At 66.0% G+C, this 20767-nt stretch carries 21 protein-coding genes and 1 pseudogene; 11 read left to right on the forward strand and 11 right to left on the reverse strand.

Going from position 1 to position 20767, the window contains the following annotated elements; translation table 11 throughout:
• Positions 1–194 precede the first annotated feature (194 nt).
• Positions 195–1430 (forward strand): DUF1236 domain-containing protein, encoded by a 1236-nt coding sequence (locus tag QX128_RS25065; protein WP_316238866.1) that lies wholly within the window; start codon positions 195–197, stop codon positions 1428–1430.
• A gap of 236 nt (positions 1431–1666) precedes the next feature.
• Positions 1667–2404, forward strand: coding sequence for a tetratricopeptide repeat protein (locus QX128_RS25070; RefSeq protein WP_316215930.1), 738 nt, complete (start codon positions 1667–1669; stop codon positions 2402–2404).
• 100 nt (positions 2405–2504) lie between these two features.
• Here the strand turns inward: QX128_RS25070 and QX128_RS25075 are convergent, their stop codons facing one another.
• Entirely contained in the window at positions 2505–2987 is a 483-nt protein-coding gene (locus QX128_RS25075) for a PaaI family thioesterase (protein WP_315801205.1), read from the reverse strand.
• A gap of 198 nt (positions 2988–3185) precedes the next feature.
• On the opposite strand from QX128_RS25075, the gene purL reads away from it, so the two are divergent.
• A complete protein-coding gene (purL, locus tag QX128_RS25080; protein WP_316183079.1) occupies positions 3186–5396 on the forward strand; it encodes a phosphoribosylformylglycinamidine synthase subunit PurL in 2211 nt (736 codons plus the stop codon).
• 293 nt (positions 5397–5689) lie between these two features.
• On the opposite strand, the gene QX128_RS25085 is transcribed toward purL, so the two are convergent.
• Positions 5690–6886, reverse strand: a complete 1197-nt coding sequence (locus QX128_RS25085; RefSeq protein ID WP_316183080.1) for an acyltransferase — start codon at positions 6884–6886, stop codon at positions 5690–5692.
• A 429-nt stretch (positions 6887–7315) separates the two neighbouring features.
• Between QX128_RS25085 and QX128_RS25090 the strand changes: the two genes are divergently transcribed.
• On the forward strand, positions 7316–7489 hold the full coding sequence (locus tag QX128_RS25090; protein ID WP_009031962.1) for a DUF1328 domain-containing protein: 174 nt from the start codon (positions 7316–7318) through the stop codon (positions 7487–7489).
• 80 nt (positions 7490–7569) lie between these two features.
• Here QX128_RS25090 and QX128_RS25095 read toward each other — a convergent pair whose 3' ends face one another.
• Positions 7570–7935, reverse strand: coding sequence for a DUF427 domain-containing protein (locus QX128_RS25095; RefSeq protein WP_316238806.1), 366 nt, complete (start codon positions 7933–7935; stop codon positions 7570–7572).
• Between the two features lie 255 nt (positions 7936–8190).
• Between QX128_RS25095 and QX128_RS25100 the strand changes: the two genes are divergently transcribed.
• Together QX128_RS25100 and QX128_RS25105 are read left to right on the forward strand one after the other, a co-directional pair.
• The gene (locus QX128_RS25100; protein ID WP_315714834.1) at positions 8191–8430 is read left to right on the forward strand and encodes a BolA family transcriptional regulator; all 240 of its coding nucleotides are present in this window, start codon (positions 8191–8193) and stop codon (positions 8428–8430) included.
• A 39-nt stretch (positions 8431–8469) separates the two neighbouring features.
• Positions 8470–9671: pseudogene (locus tag QX128_RS25105) on the forward strand (low temperature requirement protein A).
• Here the strand turns inward: QX128_RS25105 and egtD are convergent.
• Both egtD and egtB read right to left on the reverse strand, forming a co-directional pair.
• The gene (egtD, locus tag QX128_RS25110) at positions 9647–10618 is read right to left on the reverse strand and encodes an L-histidine N(alpha)-methyltransferase (RefSeq protein ID WP_316238807.1); all 972 of its coding nucleotides are present in this window, start codon (positions 10616–10618) and stop codon (positions 9647–9649) included. The pseudogene QX128_RS25105 and the gene egtD overlap by 25 nt on opposite strands.
• 54 nt (positions 10619–10672) lie before the next feature.
• A complete protein-coding gene (egtB, locus tag QX128_RS25115) occupies positions 10673–11923 on the reverse strand; it encodes an ergothioneine biosynthesis protein EgtB (RefSeq protein ID WP_316238808.1) in 1251 nt (416 codons plus the stop codon).
• Positions 11924–12229: 306 nt separating this feature from the next.
• On the opposite strand from egtB, the gene grxD reads away from it, so the two are divergent.
• Both grxD and QX128_RS25125 read left to right on the forward strand, forming a co-directional pair.
• A complete protein-coding gene (gene grxD, locus QX128_RS25120) occupies positions 12230–12568 on the forward strand; it encodes a Grx4 family monothiol glutaredoxin (RefSeq protein ID WP_006609190.1) in 339 nt (112 codons plus the stop codon).
• Positions 12565–13134: an O-acetyl-ADP-ribose deacetylase gene (locus QX128_RS25125; protein WP_316238867.1), complete on the forward strand. Its 570-nt coding sequence runs from the start codon at positions 12565–12567 to the stop codon at positions 13132–13134. Before grxD ends, QX128_RS25125 begins: the two co-directional genes overlap by 4 nt.
• 52 nt (positions 13135–13186) lie before the next feature.
• On the opposite strand, the gene QX128_RS25130 is transcribed toward QX128_RS25125, so the two are convergent.
• The 6 genes from QX128_RS25130 to murI form a co-directional block, all read right to left on the reverse strand.
• On the reverse strand, positions 13187–14254 hold the full coding sequence (locus tag QX128_RS25130; protein WP_316238809.1) for a threonine aldolase family protein: 1068 nt from the start codon (positions 14252–14254) through the stop codon (positions 13187–13189).
• Between the two features lie 72 nt (positions 14255–14326).
• On the reverse strand, positions 14327–14881 hold the full coding sequence (locus tag QX128_RS25135) for a hypothetical protein (protein WP_316215933.1): 555 nt from the start codon (positions 14879–14881) through the stop codon (positions 14327–14329).
• Positions 14882–15081: 200 nt separating this feature from the next.
• Positions 15082–15699 (reverse strand): 30S ribosomal protein S4, encoded by a 618-nt coding sequence (gene rpsD / locus QX128_RS25140; protein WP_315801195.1) that lies wholly within the window; start codon positions 15697–15699, stop codon positions 15082–15084.
• A 217-nt stretch (positions 15700–15916) separates the two neighbouring features.
• Complete coding sequence (locus QX128_RS25145) at positions 15917–16741, reverse strand: acyltransferase (RefSeq protein ID WP_316238810.1); 825 nt, start codon at positions 16739–16741, stop codon at positions 15917–15919.
• Between the two features lie 217 nt (positions 16742–16958).
• Complete coding sequence (locus tag QX128_RS25150) at positions 16959–17732, reverse strand: HpcH/HpaI aldolase family protein (protein ID WP_316238811.1); 774 nt, start codon at positions 17730–17732, stop codon at positions 16959–16961.
• A gap of 12 nt (positions 17733–17744) precedes the next feature.
• A complete protein-coding gene (murI, locus tag QX128_RS25155) occupies positions 17745–18542 on the reverse strand; it encodes a glutamate racemase (protein ID WP_316238812.1) in 798 nt (265 codons plus the stop codon).
• A 968-nt stretch (positions 18543–19510) separates the two neighbouring features.
• On the opposite strand from murI, the gene QX128_RS25160 reads away from it, so the two are divergent.
• Genes QX128_RS25160 through QX128_RS25170 form a run of 3 tightly spaced genes read left to right on the forward strand, consistent with a single transcriptional unit; the run spans position 19511 to position 20740 of the window.
• A complete protein-coding gene (locus QX128_RS25160; RefSeq protein ID WP_315801191.1) occupies positions 19511–19840 on the forward strand; it encodes a metalloregulator ArsR/SmtB family transcription factor in 330 nt (109 codons plus the stop codon).
• Complete coding sequence (locus QX128_RS25165) at positions 19837–20316, forward strand: SRPBCC domain-containing protein (RefSeq protein ID WP_315801190.1); 480 nt, start codon at positions 19837–19839, stop codon at positions 20314–20316. The genes QX128_RS25160 and QX128_RS25165 overlap by 4 nt, the downstream gene beginning before the upstream one ends.
• A gap of 10 nt (positions 20317–20326) precedes the next feature.
• Positions 20327–20740: a GFA family protein gene (locus QX128_RS25170; protein ID WP_315801189.1), complete on the forward strand. Its 414-nt coding sequence runs from the start codon at positions 20327–20329 to the stop codon at positions 20738–20740.
• The last annotated feature ends 27 nt before the right edge of the window (positions 20741–20767 follow it).

Consider the following 20767-nt stretch of genomic DNA (forward strand, 5'->3'; position numbering starts at 1 on the left):
CCGTTCATCGAAATCGTTCCGTAGTTTTTTCTCGCGCCGTCCGGCAACGCCCGGCGGCTGTTTGCGTTGTCCGCCCGATTCCACGGGACAGGAACCAAGGAGGTTCTCATATGACGACGAAACATTGGCTGGGAACGGCCGCGATCATTCTGGCGATCGGCACGGCATCAGGTGCCGCATCGGCGCAGTCCGAGATGAAGCGCGAGGGTGGCGCCACTGCCCCGACCGCACGCGAAGCGATCCGGCCCGGCAGCGAGGCCAAGAGCGCTGGCGCGGCCGTGGAACACGGCGCGTCGGAGGCGAAGCAGAGCGCGCAGGGTCGCAGCGAGCCGTCATCGGCCGCGCGCGAGCAGGCTCAGGAGCGCTCGGCGCACGATGCGAAGCAGAGCGCGGAGCAGAGCAAGGGCGAGCGCGGGCCGGACTCGGCACAGCGCGAGCGCGACGCCAAGGACAGCGCCGAGAGCAAGTCGCAGGCCGACAGCAAGCAGTCTGACAGCAAGAGCAAGGCTGAGTCGAAGCAACAGCAGGGACGCGCCGACGAGCCGCGCAAGGGCGAGGATCGCGCCGCCGAAACCAAGTCGGGCGCCACGGATCGCAAGTCCGACCGCGAGGCCGAGCGCAGCGGCAGCGACAAGAGCCGGCAAAGCCAGGACGAGCGCAAGGCCGGCACGTCGGACCAGGCGGCCGACAAGCAGACCGGCCGCAGCAAGCAGGCCAATCAGCCGGGCGCAACGGACAGCAAGAGCACGACCGCGCAGCAGAACCAGCAGACCGGTCCGGCCGGTGCCGCTGCGGGCAAGCCGGACGCGACCGGGCAGGCCAGCAACCAGACCCAGACCAACAACACCCGCTCCAGCACGCAGGTTTCGGTCAACGAGCAACAGAAGACCCGCGTGGTCGACCAGCTCAAGCGTGATCACGACTTCGACCGTGCCCGCACCGACATCGACATCCGCATCAACGTCGGCGAGCGCCTGCCCGAGCGCGTGCGGCCGCGTCCGCTGCCGTCGGACATCGTCACCATCGTTCCGGAATATCGCGGCTACGAGTACACCGTCGTGCATGACGAGATCGCCATCGTCGATCCGCGCAGCCGCGAGATCGTCGATGTCATCCCCCAGGACGGCATGCGCGCCGATCGCGGCTATGAGCGCGGCGGCTACGGCGTGAGCTCGACCCGCATCGTGCTGTCCGACGATCAGCGCCAGATCCTGCGCCGCGCCGCGACCGAGACCGGCACCGTCGGATCGACGACATCGTCATCGACCTCGTCCGGAACGAGCTGCCTGAGCCTGCGCCGGGTGCCCGATGAGCTCGCGCGCAGCAATCCGGAGCTCGCCAACTACCAGTATCTGGCGATCGGCGAGCAGGTCGTGCTGGTCGACCCGCGCGATCAGAAGGTGGTGCAGGTCATCGACCAGCAGCAATAGCGGCGTGGCGATACGACGGCGGCTCGAGGGCGGGGGCGCGACGCGCTTCCGCCCTTCTTCGCGACAGGATCGCCTTCCGTACGGCCATCGAACGAGCCTTGCTCCGCTGCTCGAACCGGCCGTTGTCCTCATGCGTCAAACCGGCCTCGTCAATTGAGCTGGCGCGGACGGGATTGTCGGCCGCGCGCGGCCACGCTATCAACGTTGGCGTGTAGGGATTGGCCGTGGGGACCGCCGTGCCGGTTGCACTCGTCATTATACTTCTTCAGATCTCGCTGATCTATCATGCGTCGCGGACCGGGCGGATGCAGCCCTGGGCGTTCATCATCTTGTTGGTCCCCTTGATCGGCGCGCTCGCCTACATCGTCGTCGAGCTGGTGCCGGAATGGCTGGGCAGCCACGACGTCCAGAAGGCGCGCAAGCGCGTCGCCAACAAGCTGGACCCTGAGAAATACTATCGTGAGTTGTCGGATCGCGTCGCCGTGACGGATACGATTGCCAACCGCGCCGCGCTCGCCGAGGAATGCGTCGCCGTCGGTCGCTATGACGAGGCCGAGCAGCATTATGATCACATCCTGAGCCTGCCGATGGGCCACGAGCCGCTGTTCGCGCTCGGCAAGGCCAAGGCGCAGTTCGCGCGCCGCCGCCCCGCGGATGCACTGGCGACGCTCGACGAGCTGCAGAAGACCTGGCCGGACTACAATTCGGTCGAGGCGCATCTGCTCTATGCTCGCGCCTTGCAGGAAGCCGGCCGCACCGACGAGGCCCTGGAGGAGTACCAGGCCTTGCTGGACTACGCGCCGGGCAGCGAGGCGAAGGTCCGCTACGGCTTGCTGCTCAAGCTGGCCGGCCGCATCGACGAGGCCAAGATCGTATTCACCGAGCTGCTGATCCAGATGAAGCGCGCCCCGCGCCATGTGCGCAAGGCGCAGGCCGAGTGGATATCGATCGCCGAGAAGCAGCTCGCGGGGTGAGGCCGTAGCCCGGATGAGCGCAGCGACATCCGGGTTCACCGAGGGAGCGCGTGAGATCCCGGATATCGCTGCGCTCATCCGGGCTACAAATCAAATCAGGCTACGGCGAGTTCGCTGCCTCCGGCGTCCGCCGCTTGACGCGCTTGATGGTCCCTGAGAACGAGAACAGCGGCTTGGTGCCGGAATGCAGCATGCCGCGCAGGAAGATCAGCGACGCGCCGGCGCGGGTGACCTCGCCGGTGGCCTCGATCAATTCCCCCTCGCGCGCGGCGTCGAGGAATTCGGACGAGAACGAGACCGTGACGCCCGGGCCCTGCATGATCGGCGCGGCGAAGGCGAACAGGCAGTAATCCGCGAAGGTCATCAGGCAGCCGCCATGGACGTTGCCGCCGCCGTTCAAATGCTTCTTCTCGACCCGGAAGGCGCAGCGGATCGAACCGTCGTCCTCCATCCGGTGCCAGAACGGTCCGGTATGGGATTCGTAGCTGTCGCGCATCCAGGTGCGCCAGCCGGCGAACTCGCCGTCGGTCGCGATATGGATGCCGGGGCGGTTCTCGAAGGCGGAACGGGTCAGATCGTGCACGTGCAAGGGCCTTTAACTGTTGATTTACCGTCTTAAATCCGATTGGCCGCCAATCTGCAAATATCCCGCTTGGCGGGTCCGGGCCAAAGCTCTGGACAGGGCGGAATAGGGCCGTAAAAGGCCTTTTCCGCTTCTGCCTCTGTATCTATGAAGCAGGGTTTAAGGGACCAGCGGCCCACGGGGCAAAGGCATTTCTCCATGCGCAATGAACCGCAGATCACCCCCGAGCTCGTCGCCGCCCACGGCCTGAAGCCCGACGAATATGAGCGCATCCTGAAGCTGATCGGGCGGGTCCCGACCTTCACCGAGCTCGGCATCTTCTCGGCGATGTGGAACGAGCACTGTTCGTACAAATCGTCCCGCATCCATCTCAAGGGCCTGCCGACCAAGGCGCCCTGGGTGATCCAGGGCCCCGGCGAGAACGCCGGCGTGATCGACATCGGCGACGGCCAGGCGGTCGTGTTCAAGATGGAGAGCCACAACCATCCGAGCTACATCGAGCCGTACCAGGGTGCCACGACCGGCGTCGGCGGCATCCTGCGCGACGTGTTCACCATGGGCGCACGCCCGATCGCCTGCCTGAACGCGCTGTCGTTCGGCGCGCCGGAGCATCCGAAGACGCGGCATCTGGTGTCCGGGGTGGTGGCCGGCATCGGCGGCTATGGCAACTCGTTTGGCGTTCCGACGGTCGGCGGCCAGACCCGCTTCCACACCCGCTATGACGGCAACATCCTGGTCAACGCGATGGCGGTCGGCCTCGCCGACGCCGACAAGATCTTCTATGCGGCCGCCTCCGGCGTGAACATGCCGATCGTCTATCTCGGCTCCAAGACCGGCCGCGACGGCATCCACGGCGCCTCGATGGCCTCGGCCGAATTCGACGACTCCTCGGAGGAGAAGCGCCCGACGGTGCAGGTCGGGGATCCTTTCGCCGAGAAGCTGCTGCTCGAAGCGTGCCTCGAGATCATGGCCGCCGACTGCGTGATCGCGATCCAGGACATGGGCGCGGCCGGGCTGACCTGCTCGGCGGTCGAGATGGGCGCCAAGGGCGACCTCGGCGTCGATCTCGATCTCGATGCCGTGCCGACCCGCGAGATCGGCATGAGCGCCTACGAGATGATGCTCTCCGAGAGTCAGGAGCGCATGCTCATGGTGCTGAAGCCGGAGAAGGAGAAGGAGGCGGAAGCGATCTTCCGCAAGTGGGGGCTCGATTTCGCGGTGGTCGGCTACACCACGCCGAGCAAGCGGTTCGTGGTGAAGCATGGCGGCGACGTCATGGCCGACCTGCCGATCAAGGAGCTCGGCGACGAGGCGCCGCTGTATGATCGCCCGCACGTGGCCTCATCGGCGCTGCCGGTGATCCACGCCCGCGAGGTCAAGGCGCCCCTGGCCATCATCCCGGCGTTGGAGAAGCTCGTCGCAACGCCCGATCTGTGCTCCAAGCGTTGGATCTGGGAGCAGTACGACCATGTGATCCTCGGCAACACCGTGCAGCGCCCGGGCGGCGATGCCGCCGTGGTGCGCGTGCAGGACGGGCCGAAGGGGCTGGCGCTCACCGTCGACGTCACGCCGCGCTATTGCGAGGCCGACCCGTTCGAGGGGGGCAAGCAGGCCGTCGCCGAAGCCTGGCGCAACATCACCGCGGTCGGTGGCCGGCCGCTTGCGATCACCGACAATCTCAATTTCGGCAACCCGGAACGGCCCGAGATCATGGGCCAGTTCGTTGGCTGCCTGAAGGGCATTTCGGAGGCCTGTCGCGCGCTCGACTTCCCCGTCGTCTCCGGGAACGTCTCGCTCTACAACGAGACCAACGGCCGCGCGATCCTGCCGACGCCCTCGATCGGCGGCGTCGGCCTGCTCGATGATTTCACCAAGTCGGCGAGCATCGCCTTCAAGGCCGAGGGCGAGGCGATCCTGCTGATCGGCGAGACCCATGGCTGGCTCGGCCAGTCGGTCTACCTGCGCGACGTCTGCGGCCGCGAGGAGGGCGCTCCGCCGCCGGTCGACCTGGCCGCGGAGAAGCGCATCGGCGATGTCGTGCGCGGCATGATCCATGCGGGCACGGCGACGGCTGCGCATGATCTGGCCGACGGTGGTCTGCTCGTCGCGCTCGCCGAGATGGCGATGGCCTCCGGCATCGGCGCGCGGCTGCTGGCCGCGCCTGCCTCGATCGTGCCACATGCCTATTGGTTCGGCGAGGACCAGGCGCGCTATCTCGTGACGGTGCCGGAGACCGAGGCCGGCCGCGTGCTCGCCAAGATGCGCGGCGCCGGCGTGCCGTGCACGCGCATCGGCACGACAGGCGGCACTGCGCTGGCGATCGCCGGCGAGGCCTCGGTGGAAGTGGATACGCTGAAGAGCCGGTTCGAGAGCTGGCTACCAGAATATATGGGCGGGGCGGCTGCCTGACACACCGTTGTCGTCCCGGACAAGCCACGGCGGCGCACCGCGCCGACGTGGCGCCGATCCGGGACCCACTCGGTGTACGGAGTAGTCGGCGGGACTGGTCGTTGACCTGCGCCAACAACAAGATCTTGCGGTTATGGGTCCCTGCGTTCGCAGGACGACAGCGGAGTACGTTGTCAGCGCGGTGCCTTTCCACGCGCTCATTGCGAGCGCAGCGACGCAATCCAGAGCTCCGGCGGGAGGTTGGATTGCGTCGTCGCTGCGCTCCTTGCAATGACGGAGGAGGCAGGACCGTCCTACAACACGTTCTTCGCCCCCGGAATCTGCCTGAGCACCCAGGTCGCGCCCCAGCTCAGCAGCATGCTGCCGACAAAGGCGATCGTGGCCTTGGCGATGGCCGGCAGGCCGAAGTCGAACAGCCAGTACTGGATCCACAGCACGATCGGATAGTGCACCAGGAACATGCCATAGGCGTCGGCCTGCATGCGATCGAGCACGGAGAATTCCGAGCGGCGGTTGTTGAGGAAATAGGACAGGATCGCAAACAGGATCGCGGCGCTGAAGATGACGAACAGGAAGCCATAGGCTGCCTCGTACCATTGCGGCAACACGGGGGGATTGCCCAGCACCTGGCGCTTGATCGTGATGAGCACCCAGAGCAGCGCATAGGGCACCAGCGTAACCACGATCCAGGCCCCGAGTCCGCGCTGCGACATCTGCCCTTCTGCGGCCAGCAGGCCACGTTCGACATTGGCCGAGCCGATGCCAGCCCCGACGTAGAAATAGGCGGCGTAGAGCAGGACGCGGCTGGCCTGCACCGAGAGCGGTCCGGCTTCAAACCAGAACGTCGGGCCGAAATAGAGCCGGGACGGGATGTAGAGTCCGCCTGTGATCAGCAGGAAGGCAAAGAAGAAGTCGCGCGGATGCTCGAAGGCGCGCTGCGACAGCCGATTGATCGGATCCAGCAGGCGTGGCGAGACGCGGTACAAAAGGGCTGCCGAGGTGTCGAACGCCAGCAGCACCCAGATGAACCAGATCGGCCCGCTCGGCCATGGACCGACCGTGACCGTCTTCCACCAGAAGGCAGCGAAGGTGGCGTCCGGATTGGCGCGCAGCTCGATCGCGTAATAGGCAAGCGGAATGACGGTCAGGGCTGCGATGGCGAACGGCAGGCCAAGGCGCAATAGCCGGTCACGCAGGAACTGCAGCGTCGACTTGTGAGCAAGGCCCGACCACACGAACAGGCCCGACAGAAAGAAGAACATGGCCATGAAGAAGCTGTCGGTGGCCAGCACGATGGCATCGAAGCCGAGGAAGAACGTCGGATCGGTGTGCCCGAAATAGGTATAGGGAATCACGGCGTGGTGGAGCAGCACCACCAGCGTCAGGAATGTCCGGGCGTGATCGAGCGCGGCGTTGCGCGCCCGGGCGCGCGGGCGGGCCTGAAGCTCGATCTTCGCGGCCGCCGCCGATTGTGTAACCGATATGACCATACGCCCCCCGGCGTCGCTGCTGCCCGGCCCGTGCAGCGGATGGGACGTTCGCATCCCCCTCGCCGCGGGGCGTCATGCAAACGTCGTCCAAGGCTGCGCGAGCCGGAATGAGTGGATGAGCTCGTGTGACCTATGGCACCGTCATTCGCTGGAGTCGCCCGCAAGCGGGCGAATGACGGCGCCGGACTACCAGATGTCGTCTTTGGTGCTGCAAATCAGCAAGTGCCGCGGTCCGCAAGCCGGTTTCTCACACATGCCGATTTCCGCTCCCGATATCCTTACGAACCGACGACCTATGAAGTTACGGCCGGGACGGTCGTGGGTTGCGCATTTCTTCGGCGCCGGGACCGATGGCCGAAGGAACCGGTTCCCCGCCTCATCGTTAGTGAGGCGCCGCGCCGGCACGGCGCAGAACCGGAGGACCATACCGTGACACTTCTCAAATGGGCGCTGCTGTTCTTCGTGATCTCGGTGGTGGCCGGTATTCTCGGCTTCACCGGCATCTCGGCAGCTTCCGCCGACATTGCGCGGATCCTGTTCTATATCTTCCTGGTGATCTTCCTCGTGCTCCTGATTCTCGGGCTTACGATTTTCAGAGTGTAGCACGCCATCGCGTCAGTGATCGAAACAACCGCCGCGCCGGTATCGCCTCGCGCCCGCCGCGCGGCGGGCTGTCACCGGGTTCAATCAGCTGCGACCTCCTCGATCCGCACCTTGTCCGGATAGAACGCCAGGTGGCCCGAGATCTCGGTCATCGCCGGGAAGGGCGCCTCGTAGCTCCAGATCGCATTGTCCAATGTCTTGCCGTTGGCGACGACGCTGAAATAGCTCGCATCCCCCTTGTACGGACAATGGGTGACACGATCAGTCTTCTGCAAGGCCGCCATGTTGGCGTCGGCCCGCGGCACGTATTGAACCGCGGGGTAGCTCGCTTCCTTCAGCGTCAACGCACGGGCGGTGTCGGCAATCACGACGCCGTCGGCGATCACCCGTACGCGTTTCGGGTTGGGGGTGACGGTGATCGGATGATCCGGTCCTGGAAGCTTCATGTCGTCGTCCTCACGATTCGGCCTTTTGGGTGCGTCACCCAGTCCGACGTATCTCGTCTGATCCCGGTATATAGTGGTTCCGCGCGTGACCTCGAAAGCGGTTCGCGCTAGATTTCAATATCACGGTCCCGCGAGAATGCCTTGATTCGCCGTGCTCGGCGGGCCACTGATGGGAGCTGCAGCCAAGCCGCGGGCCCTGCGGGCTACATCGTCTACGGGATGCGGCGCCGGCCCGACACAAGGAGATGCACCGGGATGCCCATGGATGCCCACGATATCGAGCAGATGATCAAGTCTGCCATCCCTGACGCCCAGGTGACGATTCGCGATCTCGCTGGCGACGGCGACCACTACGCCGCGACGGTGATCTCGGAATCGTTCCGCGGCAAATCCCGCGTGCAGCAGCACCAGCTCGTCTATCAATCGCTGCGCGGCCAGATGGGTGACGTGCTGCATGCTCTGGCGCTGCAGACCGGGGTGCCGGACCAGCGCTGACCATTCAGGGGCAGATCGCGCAGCACGCATCCGGGGGAGATGGCGGTGGACAATCCGCGTGGTGCGCTGTTTCGCGTCATCGAGCCGAACCGGCACAGCCGGGTCACCTTCGTCGAGCTGTTCTTCGATCTCGTCTTCGTCTACGCGGTCACGCAGATCTCGCACTATCTGATCGGCCATTTCTCGCCGCTCGGCGCCGCCCAGACGGCCGTTCTGTTTCTCGCGGTCTGGTGGGTGTGGGTCTACACCGCCTGGGTGACCAACTGGCTCGATCCCGAGAAGGCGCTCGTCCGAGGTCTCTTGTTCGCGCTGATGCTGGCGGGCCTCGTTCTGTCGATGTCGATCCCGCGGGCGTTCGAGGACCGCGGCCTGTGGTTCGCCATGGCCTACGCCGCCATGCAGGTCGGCCGGACCGCGTTCTGGCTGACCGCGACGCCGCCGCAGCGATTGGCCGTCCGTCGCAACGCCGCCCGCATTCTCTCCTGGCTCAGTGCCTCCGCAGTGCTCTGGCTGCTCGGCGGCCTTGCCGAGGGCCCGGCGCGGATGGGGCTGTGGGGGCGGCGCTCACCCTGGAATATGTGTCGCCGGCCGTCCACTTCTGGGTCCCCGGGCTGGGTGCATCCACCGTCGAGGACTGGATGGTCGAAGGCGGCCACATGGCGGAGCGCTGTGCGCTGTTCATCATCATCGCGCTCGGCGAATCCATCGTCGTCACCGGCGCGACCTTTGCCGAGCTCGACTGGACCGGAGCCAACATTGCCGCCTTTGCCAGTGCCTTCATCGGCACGGTGGCGATGTGGGCGGTGTATTTCAACCGCGGCGCTGAGGCGGGATCGGAGGTGATTTCGCAGTCGGCGCAATCCGGGCTTATGGCGCGCTCGGCCTACACCTACCTGCACATGCCGATCGTCGCCGGCATCATCGTTTCGGCGGTATCGGACGAGATCATCCTGAAGCACCCCCTCGGGCATACCGGCCTGAATACGGCGGCGACAACGATCGGCGGTCCGTTCGTGTTTCTGCTCGGGACCATCCTCTTCAAGTTCAACATCCGCGGCTTCCTGCAGCTGTCGCACGGCGCTGGCCTGCTGGCGCTGATCGGGCTCGGCTGGTTCGCGACCGAACTGTCGCCGCTCGTGCTATCAGCGCTGACGAGCGCGCTGCTGGCGATCGTCGCGCTGTGGGAGACGCTGTCGCTGCGGTCGAAGCCGGAGCCTCACGCCTCGGCGACGAGCGCCTGAACCGAGAACATGTTTTCCGCATCCGTCCACACGGTCTGGACTTTCCAGCCGGAGCCGCGGGCCAGCGCGCCGAAGCGCTCGATGCTGTATTTATAGCTGTTCTCGGTGTGGATGCTCTCGCCGGCCCGGAACGAGAGAGTGGTGCCGAGCAGCCGCACGGTTTGCGGCTTTCGTGCCACCAGATGCATCTCGATGCGGTGCTGCTCGCGATTGTAGATCGCGCGGTGAACGAAGGCGGACAGGTCGAAATTGCCGCCGAGCTCCCGGTTGATCCGCAACAGCAGATTGAGATTGAAACGCGCGGTCACGCCGGCGGCGTCGTTGTAGGCGGCATGCAGGACGCGCTCGTCCTTCTCCAGGTCGACCCCGACGATCATCAGCGCGCCGGTCCCCAGGATCTCGCGTGCCGAGCGCAGGAACCGGCACGCCTCATGCGGCTCGAAATTGCCGATCGTCGATCCCGGAAAGAAGCCGACCTTCGGCTTGCCTTCGATGGCATCAGGCAGTTTGAATGCGGTGGTGAAATCCGCGATGACCGGGTGCACGGCCAGCTGCGGGAAGTCGCGGCGCAGGCTGTCGGCCTGTGCGGTCAGGAACTCGCCGGAAATATCGACCGGCACGTAGGCCGCGAAGCGGCAGCTCTCCAGCAGCAGCCGCACCTTGGTGGTGGCGCCGGCGCCGAACTCGATCAGCGCAGCATCGTCGGGAATGACCGCCGCGATCTCGGCGCCGCGATCCCTGAGGATGCCGAGCTCGGTGCGCGTCGGGTAGTACTCCGGCAGGCGCGTGATCTGCTCGAACAGGTCTGATCCGGCGGCGTCGTAGAAATATTTCGGCGATAGCTGCTTGGGCTGCTGGGTGAGGCCTGCGACTGCGTCTGTCGCAAAGGCCGACGTCTTGTCGTCGGGGAGATGGGCATCGAGCAGCGCGTTGACGTGCACGTTCATGATACTCTCCTGGACGCGCACACGCGCGACTGTCGGGCAACGAATGCTGATAGCTCAGGCGTAGTCCGCGAGCCGGAGCCCGGTGAATTGCCAGCGATGATGTGGATAGAAGAAGTTGCGATAGGTGACGCGGCTGTGGCCCGCCGGCGTCGCGAGCGATGAGCCGCGCAGCACCAGCTGATTGACCATGAACTTGCCGTTGTACTCGCCGAGCGCGCCTTCCGTGGCACGATAGCCGGGATAGGGGCTGTAGGCGCTGCGGGTCCACTGCCAGACAATGCCGAAGGCGTCGCTGAGCTGGTTGCCGCGCGCGGCGACCTCCCACTCCATCTCGGTCGGCAGATGCTTGCCGCGCCAGCGTGCGAATGCGTCGGCCTCATAGTAGCTGACGTGGCACACGGGTGCATCCGGATCGACCGGCCGCAGCCCTCCCAGCGTCATGATGCGCCATTCGCCCTCGACCTTGTACCAATGGCCGGGCGCCTGCCAGCCCTCGCGACTGGCGGCGGCGAAGCCGTCCATGAGCCAGAGCGTGGCGGTCCGGTAGCCGCCGTCATCCATGAAAGCGAGCCACTCGGCATTGGTGACGAGATTGCGCGCGATGCTCACCGGCCCGACGAGCGCGCGATGGGCTGGCTCCTCATTGTCGAAATGGTAACCATCACCGGCGTGTCCGACGGTATGGATGCCCTCGGGGAGGTGAATCCAATCCGCGCCCCGGCCTGCCGGGGCAGGAAAGGTCCAGGATGGATCATAGGCCGGGGCCGTCGGGTTCTGCGCGAATGCGTGCAGGATGTCGGTCAGCATCAGCTCCTGGTGCTGCTGCTCGTGATTGAGGCCGACCTCCACCAGCGGCGCCACAGCGGCCAATGTGGCAGGCTCGGCGCTGCCCAGGAAGTCCGCCATCGCCGCGTCGACGTGTTGCCGATATGCCGTGATGTCGGCCACGCCCGGCCGGGTGATCAGGCCGCGCTCGCCCCGCGTGTGGCGCGGGCCGGCACTGACGTAATAGGAATTGAACAGGAACGCGTAATCGGCGTGAAAAGGGATATATCCCCGGCAGTGCTCGCCCAGCACGAACTGCTCGAAAAACCAGGTCGTATGGGCGCGATGCCATTTGGCCGGACTGGCGTCCGGCATCGACTGGATGACCTGATCCTCCGGGCTCAGCGGCGCCGCGCGCCGCTCGGTCTCGCCCCGAACGGCGAGGTACGCCTCGGTCAGGCGCCCGGCGAGGGAGCCGGACCCGGTCTGAAGCGTATCAGTGACGGGGATGGAGGCCGTAGCGGAGGCAGAACTGGTCACGAGGGTCTCCGTTTGCCAGCAGAAAACGATGTTCGACGGAACAAGTTCCTTTCGACAGTTCGTCCTAAATAGGGGCTTGGTTACGGGATGAAACCCTCGTGGCGGCTATAATATTGCTGCCGTCAGCCTATGGTCCGGCCGGGGGGGCCTGGGTCGCGGGCCGATCCTCGGCATTTTACTTTGGCTGAACAACGGTTTGCGCTACATATAGAAGAGTGGCGATCGGCTGCGGGCGAAATCCGTCCGATGGCGATCAGCGCGGACCGAGCCCCAGGCGTTCCTTGAGGCGCCCTAGAGGAAGCGAAGATGAGCATTGAGCAATTCATTGACAATGAAGTGAAGTCGAACGACGTCGTCCTGTTCATGAAGGGGACGCCGCAGTTTCCGCAATGCGGATTTTCCGGCCAGGTCGTGCAGATCCTGGACCACGTCGGCGTCGGCTATAAGGGCCTCAACGTTCTCGAATCCGCCGAGCTGCGCAACGGCATCAAGACGTTCTCGAACTGGCCGACGATTCCGCAGCTCTACGTGAAGGGCGAGTTCGTCGGCGGCTGCGACATCGTCCGCGAGATGTTCCAGAGCGGCGAGCTGCAGCAGCTGTTCACCGACAAGGGCATCCCGGTCGGCACGGCGGCCTCCGCCTGAGCTATCCGGTCCGAAAGATCGGCACGACCCGATTCGAGGTCGTCGTCACCGACATCACCAAGCTCGGCGTTGACGCCATCGTCAACGCCGCGAACACGTCTCTGCTCGGCGGTGGTGGCGTCGATGGCGCGATCCACCGTGCGGCGGGACCGGACCTCGTCATGGAATGCCGCATGCTCCATGGCTGCAAGACTGGCGAGGCCAAGATCACCAAGGGCTACCGGTTGCCCGCCCGTCATGTGATCCACACGGTCGGCCCGGTCTGGCAGGGCGGCGACCGCGGTGAGCCGGAGCTGCTGGCCTCGTGCTACCGCCGCTCGATTGAGCTGTGTCACAACCACCTGCTGTGTTCCGTCGCCTTTCCCGCAATCTCGACCGGCATCTTTCGCTTTCCCGCTGATCGCGCCGCCTCGATTGCGGTCGCCACTACGATCGAGGCCATCAGCGGCGAGACCTCGCTGTCGCAGATCGTGTTCTGCTGCTTCTCCGAGGCGAGCGCCGAGCTGCACGATGAGGCGTTGAGTAAGGCGATCGAGAGCCGCGCTCGCAAGGGGTCGCCGCGATAACGGCGGCCGCCTGTGTGGCCGGCTGGTTTACGCAGCCCTCGCGTCATGATCGTCATGCGCCGCGCACGATCTCCCTGACATGGCCGATCGCTTCCTCAATCATAGCGGCTGACACGTCGAGATGCGTGCAGGCACGGATGCGGCCGTCCATCATCGCCAGCAGCACGCCGCGCTTGCGTAGTTCACTCACCATCTTGTCGCCTGACACGCCGGCGCCATCCGGCTTGAAGAACACCAGATTGGTCTCGGGCTCCTGCACCTCGACGCCCTGGATCTGCGACAGCCCGCGCGCCAGCGCCCGCGCATTGGCGTGATCCTCGGCGAGCCGGCCGACGTGATGATCGAGCGCGTAGATGCAGGCCGCCGCGACGACGCCGGCCTGGCGCATCGCGCCGCCGAGCCGCTGCTTCCAGCGCCACACTTCGTCGATGAAGGCGGCGCTGCCGGCGAGCACGCCGCCGATCGGCGCGCCCAGTCCCTTGGAGAAATCGATCCAGGCCGAGTCCCAGCCCGCGGTCATCTCGGCCGCGGGAATGCCGGTGGCGACGGTCGCGTTGAGCAGCCGCGCGCCGTCCATATGCGTCGCCATTGCATTCGCCTTGGCGATCTCGACGATCTCGTCGAGATCAGCCTTCTTCCAGATCGTGCCGCCGCCGATATTGGCGGTCTGCTCGACGCTGACCACGGTCTGCGGCGGCTGGTAGCGGCTGCGCGGATGTAGCGCGGCGCGAAAGGTCTCCGGTGTGAACTGCCCGTCGGGGCCCTTCAGCTGCGTCACCTGGAAACCACCGAGCGCCGCATGCGCGCCGCCCTCGCGCGAGATGATGTGCGCGGTCTCGTGCGCCAGGATCTCGTCGCCCGGCCGGCAATGCACCAAGGTCGCCCCGACATTGCACATCGTGCCCGACGGCATCAGCACCGCCGCCTCCTTGCCGAGCAGGGCGGCAACGCGGGCGGTGAGCTCGTGCACGGTCGGGTCGTCGCCGATCTGCTCGTCGCCGACCTCGGCCCGCGCCATGGCTTCGCGCATTGCGGGCGTCGGGCGGGTCTGCGTGTCCGACAGCAGATTGACGCGCACGGGCGGCGCCTTGGGATCGCGCGGGGGCGGGGTGTAATACATCGGCAGTCCTCGTTCGCTTATCACGACCCGACCTTACCCAACTCGCAACGCTCCCGCAAAACGCCTCCTCGACTACGCCGCGCGCGGCGGGTTGAGCCAGATGTCCGGCCGCCGCAACGGCTTGCTCTCGATCGGCTCGGCGACCAGCGGCGGCGCCGCGGTGCAGTCGAACACCCAGGGTTCGAGCGGGCTCTGCCGCGACGGTGAAAGCAGCAGCGCGGCGCCCGGGCGCTGCCGCTTGACGTTCCAGCCCATGTTCACCGCGGCCCAGCCCACCAGCATGGTGTGCCATTCGTCGGTGAGCTCGCGCGAGTCGTCGAAACAGTGGAGAAGCTCGAGCGCGTAGGGATCGTGGCGAAGCTGCGCATCGGCAAAGGTGAGCCCGGTCCCGACATGGCGGATCACATGGGCTGTCGCATCGGACTGGACGTGCCAGCAGGAGCGTTCGAGGATGTCGAAGACGGTCGAGGGATAGAGGCCGTCGTTGAAGCGATAGCGGACGCCGGAGGTCCGTGCGCGTAACGGCGGAGCGGTGAGCGGCGGCGCCCGCAACGGCGGCAGAGGCGGGGCGCCGACCGCATCGGTCGGCAACGCACCAAAGATGATATTGCGCCTGTTGAACTCCATGGCGAACGCCCCGCTACTTTACAACTGCAGACAGTGAATCACGGGACGGATTCCCTGTCAGCCCAGGTTGGGGCGAATTCGTGGCAAGTGTGGCATTCGGGAATCGGTTCGCCGCATCCGAAACCCCAAAAAGCAAAGGCCCCGGCGCGTGCCAGGGCCTTCGGATTATCAGATGGTGCCGGACCGCAGTCCGGTCAAGATCAGCGCGAGTAGAACTCGACGATCAGATGCGGCTCCATCTGCACCGCGAACGGCACGTCCGACAGCGCCGGGATGCGGATGAACTTCGCGGTCATCTTGCCGTGATCGGCCTCGATGTAGTCGGGCACGTCACGCTCGGCGAGCTGGCTCGCTTCCAGCACCACGGCGAGCTGCTTCGAGGCTTCCTTGACCTCGATCACGTCGCCCGGCTTGACTTGGTAGCTCGCGATGTTGACCTTGCGGCCGTTCACCTTGATGTGGCCGTGGTTGATGAACTGGCGCGCGGCGAACATGGTCGACACGAACTTGGCGCGGAACACGACGGTGTCGAGACGGCGCTCGAGAATGCCGATCAGGTTCTCGCCGGTGTCGCCCTTGAGACGGCCGGCCTCGACATAGATGCCGTGGAACTGGCGCTCGGAGATGTTGGCGTAGTAGCCCTTCAGCTTCTGCTTGGCGCGCAGCTGCACGCCGAAGTCGGAGAGCTTGCCCTTGCGGCGCTGGCCGTGCTGGCCGGGGCCGTATTCCCTGCGGTTGACGGGGCTCTTCGGGCGGCCCCAGATGTTCTGGCCCATGCGGCGATCGATCTTGTACTTCGCCTCACTGCGCTTAGTCATCGCGTCCTCTTCAAGTCTTTCGTTCGGGTTTGAGGAAACGCGCCCTCCTGTGTGTCCGGGAAATCCGGTCCACCGACAGACCCCTCCCCAAAGCATGAAGGGAGAAGGCCACGGGTCGCGAAACGCAACGCGGGCCGAAAGCGGCCCGCGAGCAGGGGGTTCTTAGGCGAGAAACTGCCGGCTTGTCAAACCGCAACGGCCGCTTTTGCCGGCAAAATCACCCTTTCGGCCCCTTCAGGACGGTCATTTTCCGCCGCCCCGCCTCGCATCCCAGGTCGGCTTCCGCCGGACTGCGCCCGGGAACCGGGCAGGCCCTCAGCTCGGCTGCGATCTCGCCATTCAGCACCTGCTCGAGTCGGATCGCGGTCCGGGCGATCATGGCGCCGTCGGTAACCCGGTGGTCCCAGCGGATCAGGATGGGAATCGTCTGGTCGGGCTGGACGACGTCGTAATTGATGATGAACGGTCCCGGGCTCAGGGCGTGCAACTGGCCGCCTCCGCAGGCGGCGATGCTAGTGACGGAGAAATTGCCGAACCAGTTGGCGCGCTGGCGGCCGAAATTCAGCCCGACCCACCAGGCGAACCGGCGCAGCGGCAGCGGCAGCCGGGTCGCGCGCATGATCTTGCGGAACATGGCGACGTCGTCGACCGGCGCCTCCTTGCCCTGGCGGATCAGGGCGTCGATCTCGGCCAGCGACATGGCCTCCGGCCCGGAGACGCGCTGCGGCAGCACGCAATCCTCGCCATTCTCGACCCGGGCGATGGTGACGGTGGCGACGCTGCGCGGCAGCTCGTAGAGGCAGCGCCGCGGCCAGCCGGTGTAAAGCGTGCGCAGCACCGGCTCGTCGCGGGCGACCAGGGCGAACGCCTTGACGAAGATCGCGGCGAAACCGGGCGGGCAGACGGCCGCGGCGCGGGCCTCCAGCAGCGGCCCGATCTGGATCGTCCGGGCCAGCGACACGAACGGCACGCCGCGCGAGGCGTGCATCAGATCGATGATCAGACGGCGGTGCAGCGAAATCGGCCTGGTCGTTCCGCGCATCCTGGACCTGTCGCTCCCGTTCGTTCTGCTTGGCCTGGTCCGGCTCCCCGGCGGCGGCTGCTGTTAACACCGCAGGCCGGGTTACGGAAGCGCCGCTCTAGGGTGCCGGTGCGGCCGGCGGCCCGAGCACGGCCCGCGCCACGCCCAAAATCGTCTTCTTCGTCATGGGCTTCGCCTCCAATCCTGTTTTTCGTTTGGAACGTGAAGCGGCACGGACTCAGCGCTTGATCCCGTCGAAGCTCGCGGCAATCCCGCGCTGGAACAAGGACCAGTCGAAGCCGAGCGCCAGCGCCAGGTAGCCGCGCGCGATCATCGCATTGGCCTGATCGGCGCTGCGCGCCGCGCCGCCGATCGGCACGCCTGACTTGATGATCCCGGCCTCGGCGCGCGCGATCAGGGATTTCACTTGGGGATCATCGAGCTGGCCGCGCTTGTTGATCGAGGTGGCCAGGTCGCCGGGGCCGATCACCGCGATGTCGATGCCGGGCGTGGCCATGATCTCGTCGATGCGCTCGACCGCCTCGACATGCTCGATCGTGACCATGCAGATCATGTCGTCATCGGCCGTCGCCATGTAATCGGCCATCGACACGTTCCAGTGGAACGGCGCGTGGAACGGACCCCACAGGCGGTCGCCGCGGGGTGGGTAGCGCACGCTGCGCACCGCCTTCTCGGCGTCCGCTCGGCTCGAAATCATCGGGAAGTTGATGCCGAGCGCGCCGAGGTCCATCGGCGCCTTCGCCAGATGCGGCTCGTTGGCGGCGATCCGCACCAGCGGCACGCAGGGCGTGCCCGCGGTGGCGGTGATCATCGCGTGCGCGGTGGAGAGATCGATCGGCCCATGCTCGAGGTCGACGATGATCCAGTCGAGCTGTTGCGCCATGATGCGCACGGTCTGGATGCTCGGGATGGTGGCGATGGCGCCGAACGTCGGCCGCTTGTCGCGCCAGGCCTGCTTGAGACGGTTGAGCGGTTGGCGCGGTGCGGACATCGGCGGTCTCCGTCAGGCCGGGACGCGGCCGCCGAAATAGGGCGTGAGCGCGCGGCCGAGCTGATGTGGCTTGCTCGAGGTGAAGATCATGGTGGCGCCGCCATCGTCGGCGTCGCCAGCCGGGGGGCCCAGCAGGTCGACGACGCGGCGCGCGATCGCCGGTGCCGGATCGATCCAGGTGACGGGCCAGGGCGCCAGGCGTTCGAGCCGGTCGAGCAGCAGCGGATAATGCGTGCAAGCGAGCACGACCGTGTCGGTTCGATCAGCGGGATCGGCGGCGTCGCCCACGAAGCAGGGTGCGATCTCGGCGGCGATGGCCGCGTCGCTGACCTGCGTTCCGCTGAGCGCGGCCTCCGCCAGTGACGCAAGCTCCGGCGAGCCGACCAGGGTGACGTTGCAGCCTTGCGCAAAATCGCGGATCAGCGCGTGGGTGTATTCGCGCTGCACGGTCGCCCTGGTGCCGAGCACGGAGACGCGCCTGGTCTTTGACTGCGCACAGGCCGGCTTGATCGCCGGCACGGTGCCGACGAAGGGCGTGGGGTAGGCGGCGCGCAGCGGCGCCAGCGTCTGCACGGAGGCGGTGTTGCAGGCGATCACGACGAGGTCGGGCCGGTGCGCGGCGATCAGCTCGCCCATCAGCGGCACCACGCGGGCGACCAGCGCCTGCTCGCTGTGATGGCCGTAGGGAAAGAAGGCGTCGTCGGCGACATAGACGTAGTGGGCGTCAGGCCGCGCCCGCACCACCTCGCGCAGCACGCTGAGGCCGCCGAGGCCGGAGTCGAACACGAGAATCGTAGGGCGATGGGTCACGCGGCGAGTGTACCGGAATGGGAGGGGCGATTCAGTCGGTTTTTCTGCGGGGTTTGGCGGCAGTGAGGCGCTTGGGTGTGTTCCCGCGGCAGAAGGGAAGGTTCAAAAACGCGCATGTGGGCCAAGCTGGCCATCCAGAAACCGATGTCCTCCCGGCGAACGCCGGGATCCATGACCACCGGCGGAAATTGGCGCCAAGGCCGTCCGCTCCAGCGTGCCTCAAACAACCGCCGCGGCGTAGGGGTCCCGGGTCGGCGCCGCGCCAACGCTTGCGCGTTGCCGCAGCTTGCGGGGACGACAGCGTAATTGCGAGCGAAGCAATCCAGAGTCCCGCGACGACTCTGGATTGCTTCGTCGCTGCGCTCCTCGCAATGACGGCGGTGAGACACGGGCAAAACATGCGTTCTCATCCTCGCGCCCGCTTTCGCGTCCGAGTGTTGCTCATCTGATCGCCCTCTCCAAGATGAGGGCGCGGGAAAGGCCGGGTGCCGGTCGCACCCATGGCCCGCCTGCGAAAAAAATGCAGGCGGCAGGAACCACAGGTACGGGCCGGATCATCCCGGCCTTCCCCGCGCAATGGTTTGAACGGCTTATACGTGATCTCCCCGGGGATCGGCTTTCTTGCCCCCGTCGCCAGCGCGCTCGTCGAACTTGCAGCGCCAGCTTGGCATCAGCACCGCGATGCCAGGACCACACGACTTCGCCGTACGCATCGGATCGTTCGTCGGCATGATCGCTCACGCTGCAACCCGACACGCCCACCGCATCCCGCACCCAACGCTCGTGACGATCGCGATGCGCCCCTCAATCGGGGCGGGACGCGATACCATAGCATTGAATTCTGAAAAACGGAAGATAAAAATTCGGATTTTCTGGCGGCACCGTCCAGCGGGAGCATACGAGCCGCGATTGGCGTCACGTATAACATTAGTGTTGACTGATTGATTAGTGATTGCTATTGCTTTCGCATGATCCAGTCTGAACCCATCACGGCCGTCATGCGCGCGCTGGCCGATCCCACCCGGCGCGCGGTGTTCGAGCGCATCGTCGCGGCCGACGAGATCACCGTCGTCGAGCTCACGCGCGGCAGCACCGTCACGCAGGGCGCCATCTCGCAGCATCTGAAATCCCTGAAGCAGGCCGGCCTGGTCTGCGAGCGCCCCGAGGGCCGCAAGGTCTATTACCGCGCCGAGCCACGCGGCCTGGAGCCGCTGGCCGACTGGATGAGCCATTACGGCGTGTTCTGGCGCGACCGCTTCGCCAATCTGAAAAAACTGCTGAAGGACATCGATCCATGAACCAGGCCGTGAACGCGGACACGCAGGCCATTGTCGTCGAGGACATCTTCCCGCATGCGCCGGAGGTCATCTGGAAAGCCCTGACCAATGGCGAGCTGATCGGCCGCTGGCTGATGGCGCCCAAGGGTTTTGAGCCCGTCATCGGCAATCGCTTCACCTTTCAGACCACGCCGGCGGGCCAATGGGACGGCACCATCCACTGCGAGGTGCTGGAGGTCGTGCCGAACGAGCGGCTGTCCTACGCGTGGAGGGGCGGCCATGACAGCAATGTCGGCTACGGCGCGAAGCTGGAGACGGTGGTCACCTTCAGCCTGTCCAGAGCGGACACGGGCACGCGCCTTCGCCTCGTGCATTCCGGCTTCGTGCTGCCGGCCAACGAGACGGCGTATCGCAAGATGGGCGAGGGCTGGAAGACCGTCGTCAAGAAGCTCGATCAGGTCGCCGCCGAGCAGGCGTCACCGCAGCGGTCGCACTGAGGAGAGCAACATGACCAATTCCTATGTCGGGGGCTGCGCCTGCGGGGCGGTGCGTTACGAGATCAAGGGCGAGCCGGCGGTCATGCTGGATTGCCAATGCCGGCAATGCCAGCGCGACAGCGGCACCGGCCATCAGTCGCACCTGACCTTCGTCGCGGCGGAGGTGAAGGTCGACGGCGAGGTGTCGCATTTCCAGACCATCGGCGATGGCGGTACGGTGAAGCGGCGGGCGTTCTGCCAGACCTGCGGCTCGTCGATGCACCTGACGTTTCCGGCGATGCCCGATGTGTTCATCGTCACGCCCGCAAGCCTCGACGATCCCAGCCGCTACCGGCCGCAACTGGTGTCCTGGACCGCGGCCGGACACCCCTGGGATCATCTCGATCCGGCGCTGCCGAAATTCGAGAAGATGCCGCCGCGGTGAGTGGGGCGCCGCGGCGACGGGGCTGGA

The sequence above is a fragment of the Bradyrhizobium sp. SZCCHNR1015 genome (assembly GCF_032489875.1).
In the GTDB taxonomy this organism is placed as follows: Bacteria; Pseudomonadota; Alphaproteobacteria; order Rhizobiales; family Xanthobacteraceae; genus Bradyrhizobium.

Bases quoted from the DNA above. Each gene is read 5' to 3' on its own strand.
- QX128_RS25065 (WP_316238866.1), top strand. From the start codon at position 195: ATGAAGCGCGAGGGTGGCGCCACTGCCCCGACCGCACGCGAAGCGATC.
- purL (WP_316183079.1), top strand. From the start codon at position 3,186: ATGCGCAATGAACCGCAGATCACCCCCGAGCTCGTCGCCGCCCACGGC.
- QX128_RS25085 (WP_316183080.1), bottom strand. From the start codon at position 6,886: ATGGTCATATCGGTTACACAATCGGCGGCGGCCGCGAAGATCGAGCTT.
- QX128_RS25095 (WP_316238806.1), bottom strand. From the start codon at position 7,935: ATGAAGCTTCCAGGACCGGATCATCCGATCACCGTCACCCCCAACCCG.
- QX128_RS25100 (WP_315714834.1), top strand. From the start codon at position 8,191: ATGCCCATGGATGCCCACGATATCGAGCAGATGATCAAGTCTGCCATC.
- egtD (WP_316238807.1), bottom strand. From the start codon at position 10,618: ATGAACGTGCACGTCAACGCGCTGCTCGATGCCCATCTCCCCGACGAC.
- grxD (WP_006609190.1), top strand. From the start codon at position 12,230: ATGAGCATTGAGCAATTCATTGACAATGAAGTGAAGTCGAACGACGTC.
- QX128_RS25130 (WP_316238809.1), bottom strand. From the start codon at position 14,254: ATGTATTACACCCCGCCCCCGCGCGATCCCAAGGCGCCGCCCGTGCGC.
- QX128_RS25135 (WP_316215933.1), bottom strand. From the start codon at position 14,881: ATGGAGTTCAACAGGCGCAATATCATCTTTGGTGCGTTGCCGACCGAT.
- rpsD (WP_315801195.1), bottom strand. From the start codon at position 15,699: ATGACTAAGCGCAGTGAGGCGAAGTACAAGATCGATCGCCGCATGGGC.
- QX128_RS25145 (WP_316238810.1), bottom strand. From the start codon at position 16,741: ATGCGCGGAACGACCAGGCCGATTTCGCTGCACCGCCGTCTGATCATC.
- QX128_RS25150 (WP_316238811.1), bottom strand. From the start codon at position 17,732: ATGTCCGCACCGCGCCAACCGCTCAACCGTCTCAAGCAGGCCTGGCGC.
- QX128_RS25160 (WP_315801191.1), top strand. From the start codon at position 19,511: ATGATCCAGTCTGAACCCATCACGGCCGTCATGCGCGCGCTGGCCGAT.
- QX128_RS25165 (WP_315801190.1), top strand. From the start codon at position 19,837: ATGAACCAGGCCGTGAACGCGGACACGCAGGCCATTGTCGTCGAGGAC.
- QX128_RS25170 (WP_315801189.1), top strand. From the start codon at position 20,327: ATGACCAATTCCTATGTCGGGGGCTGCGCCTGCGGGGCGGTGCGTTAC.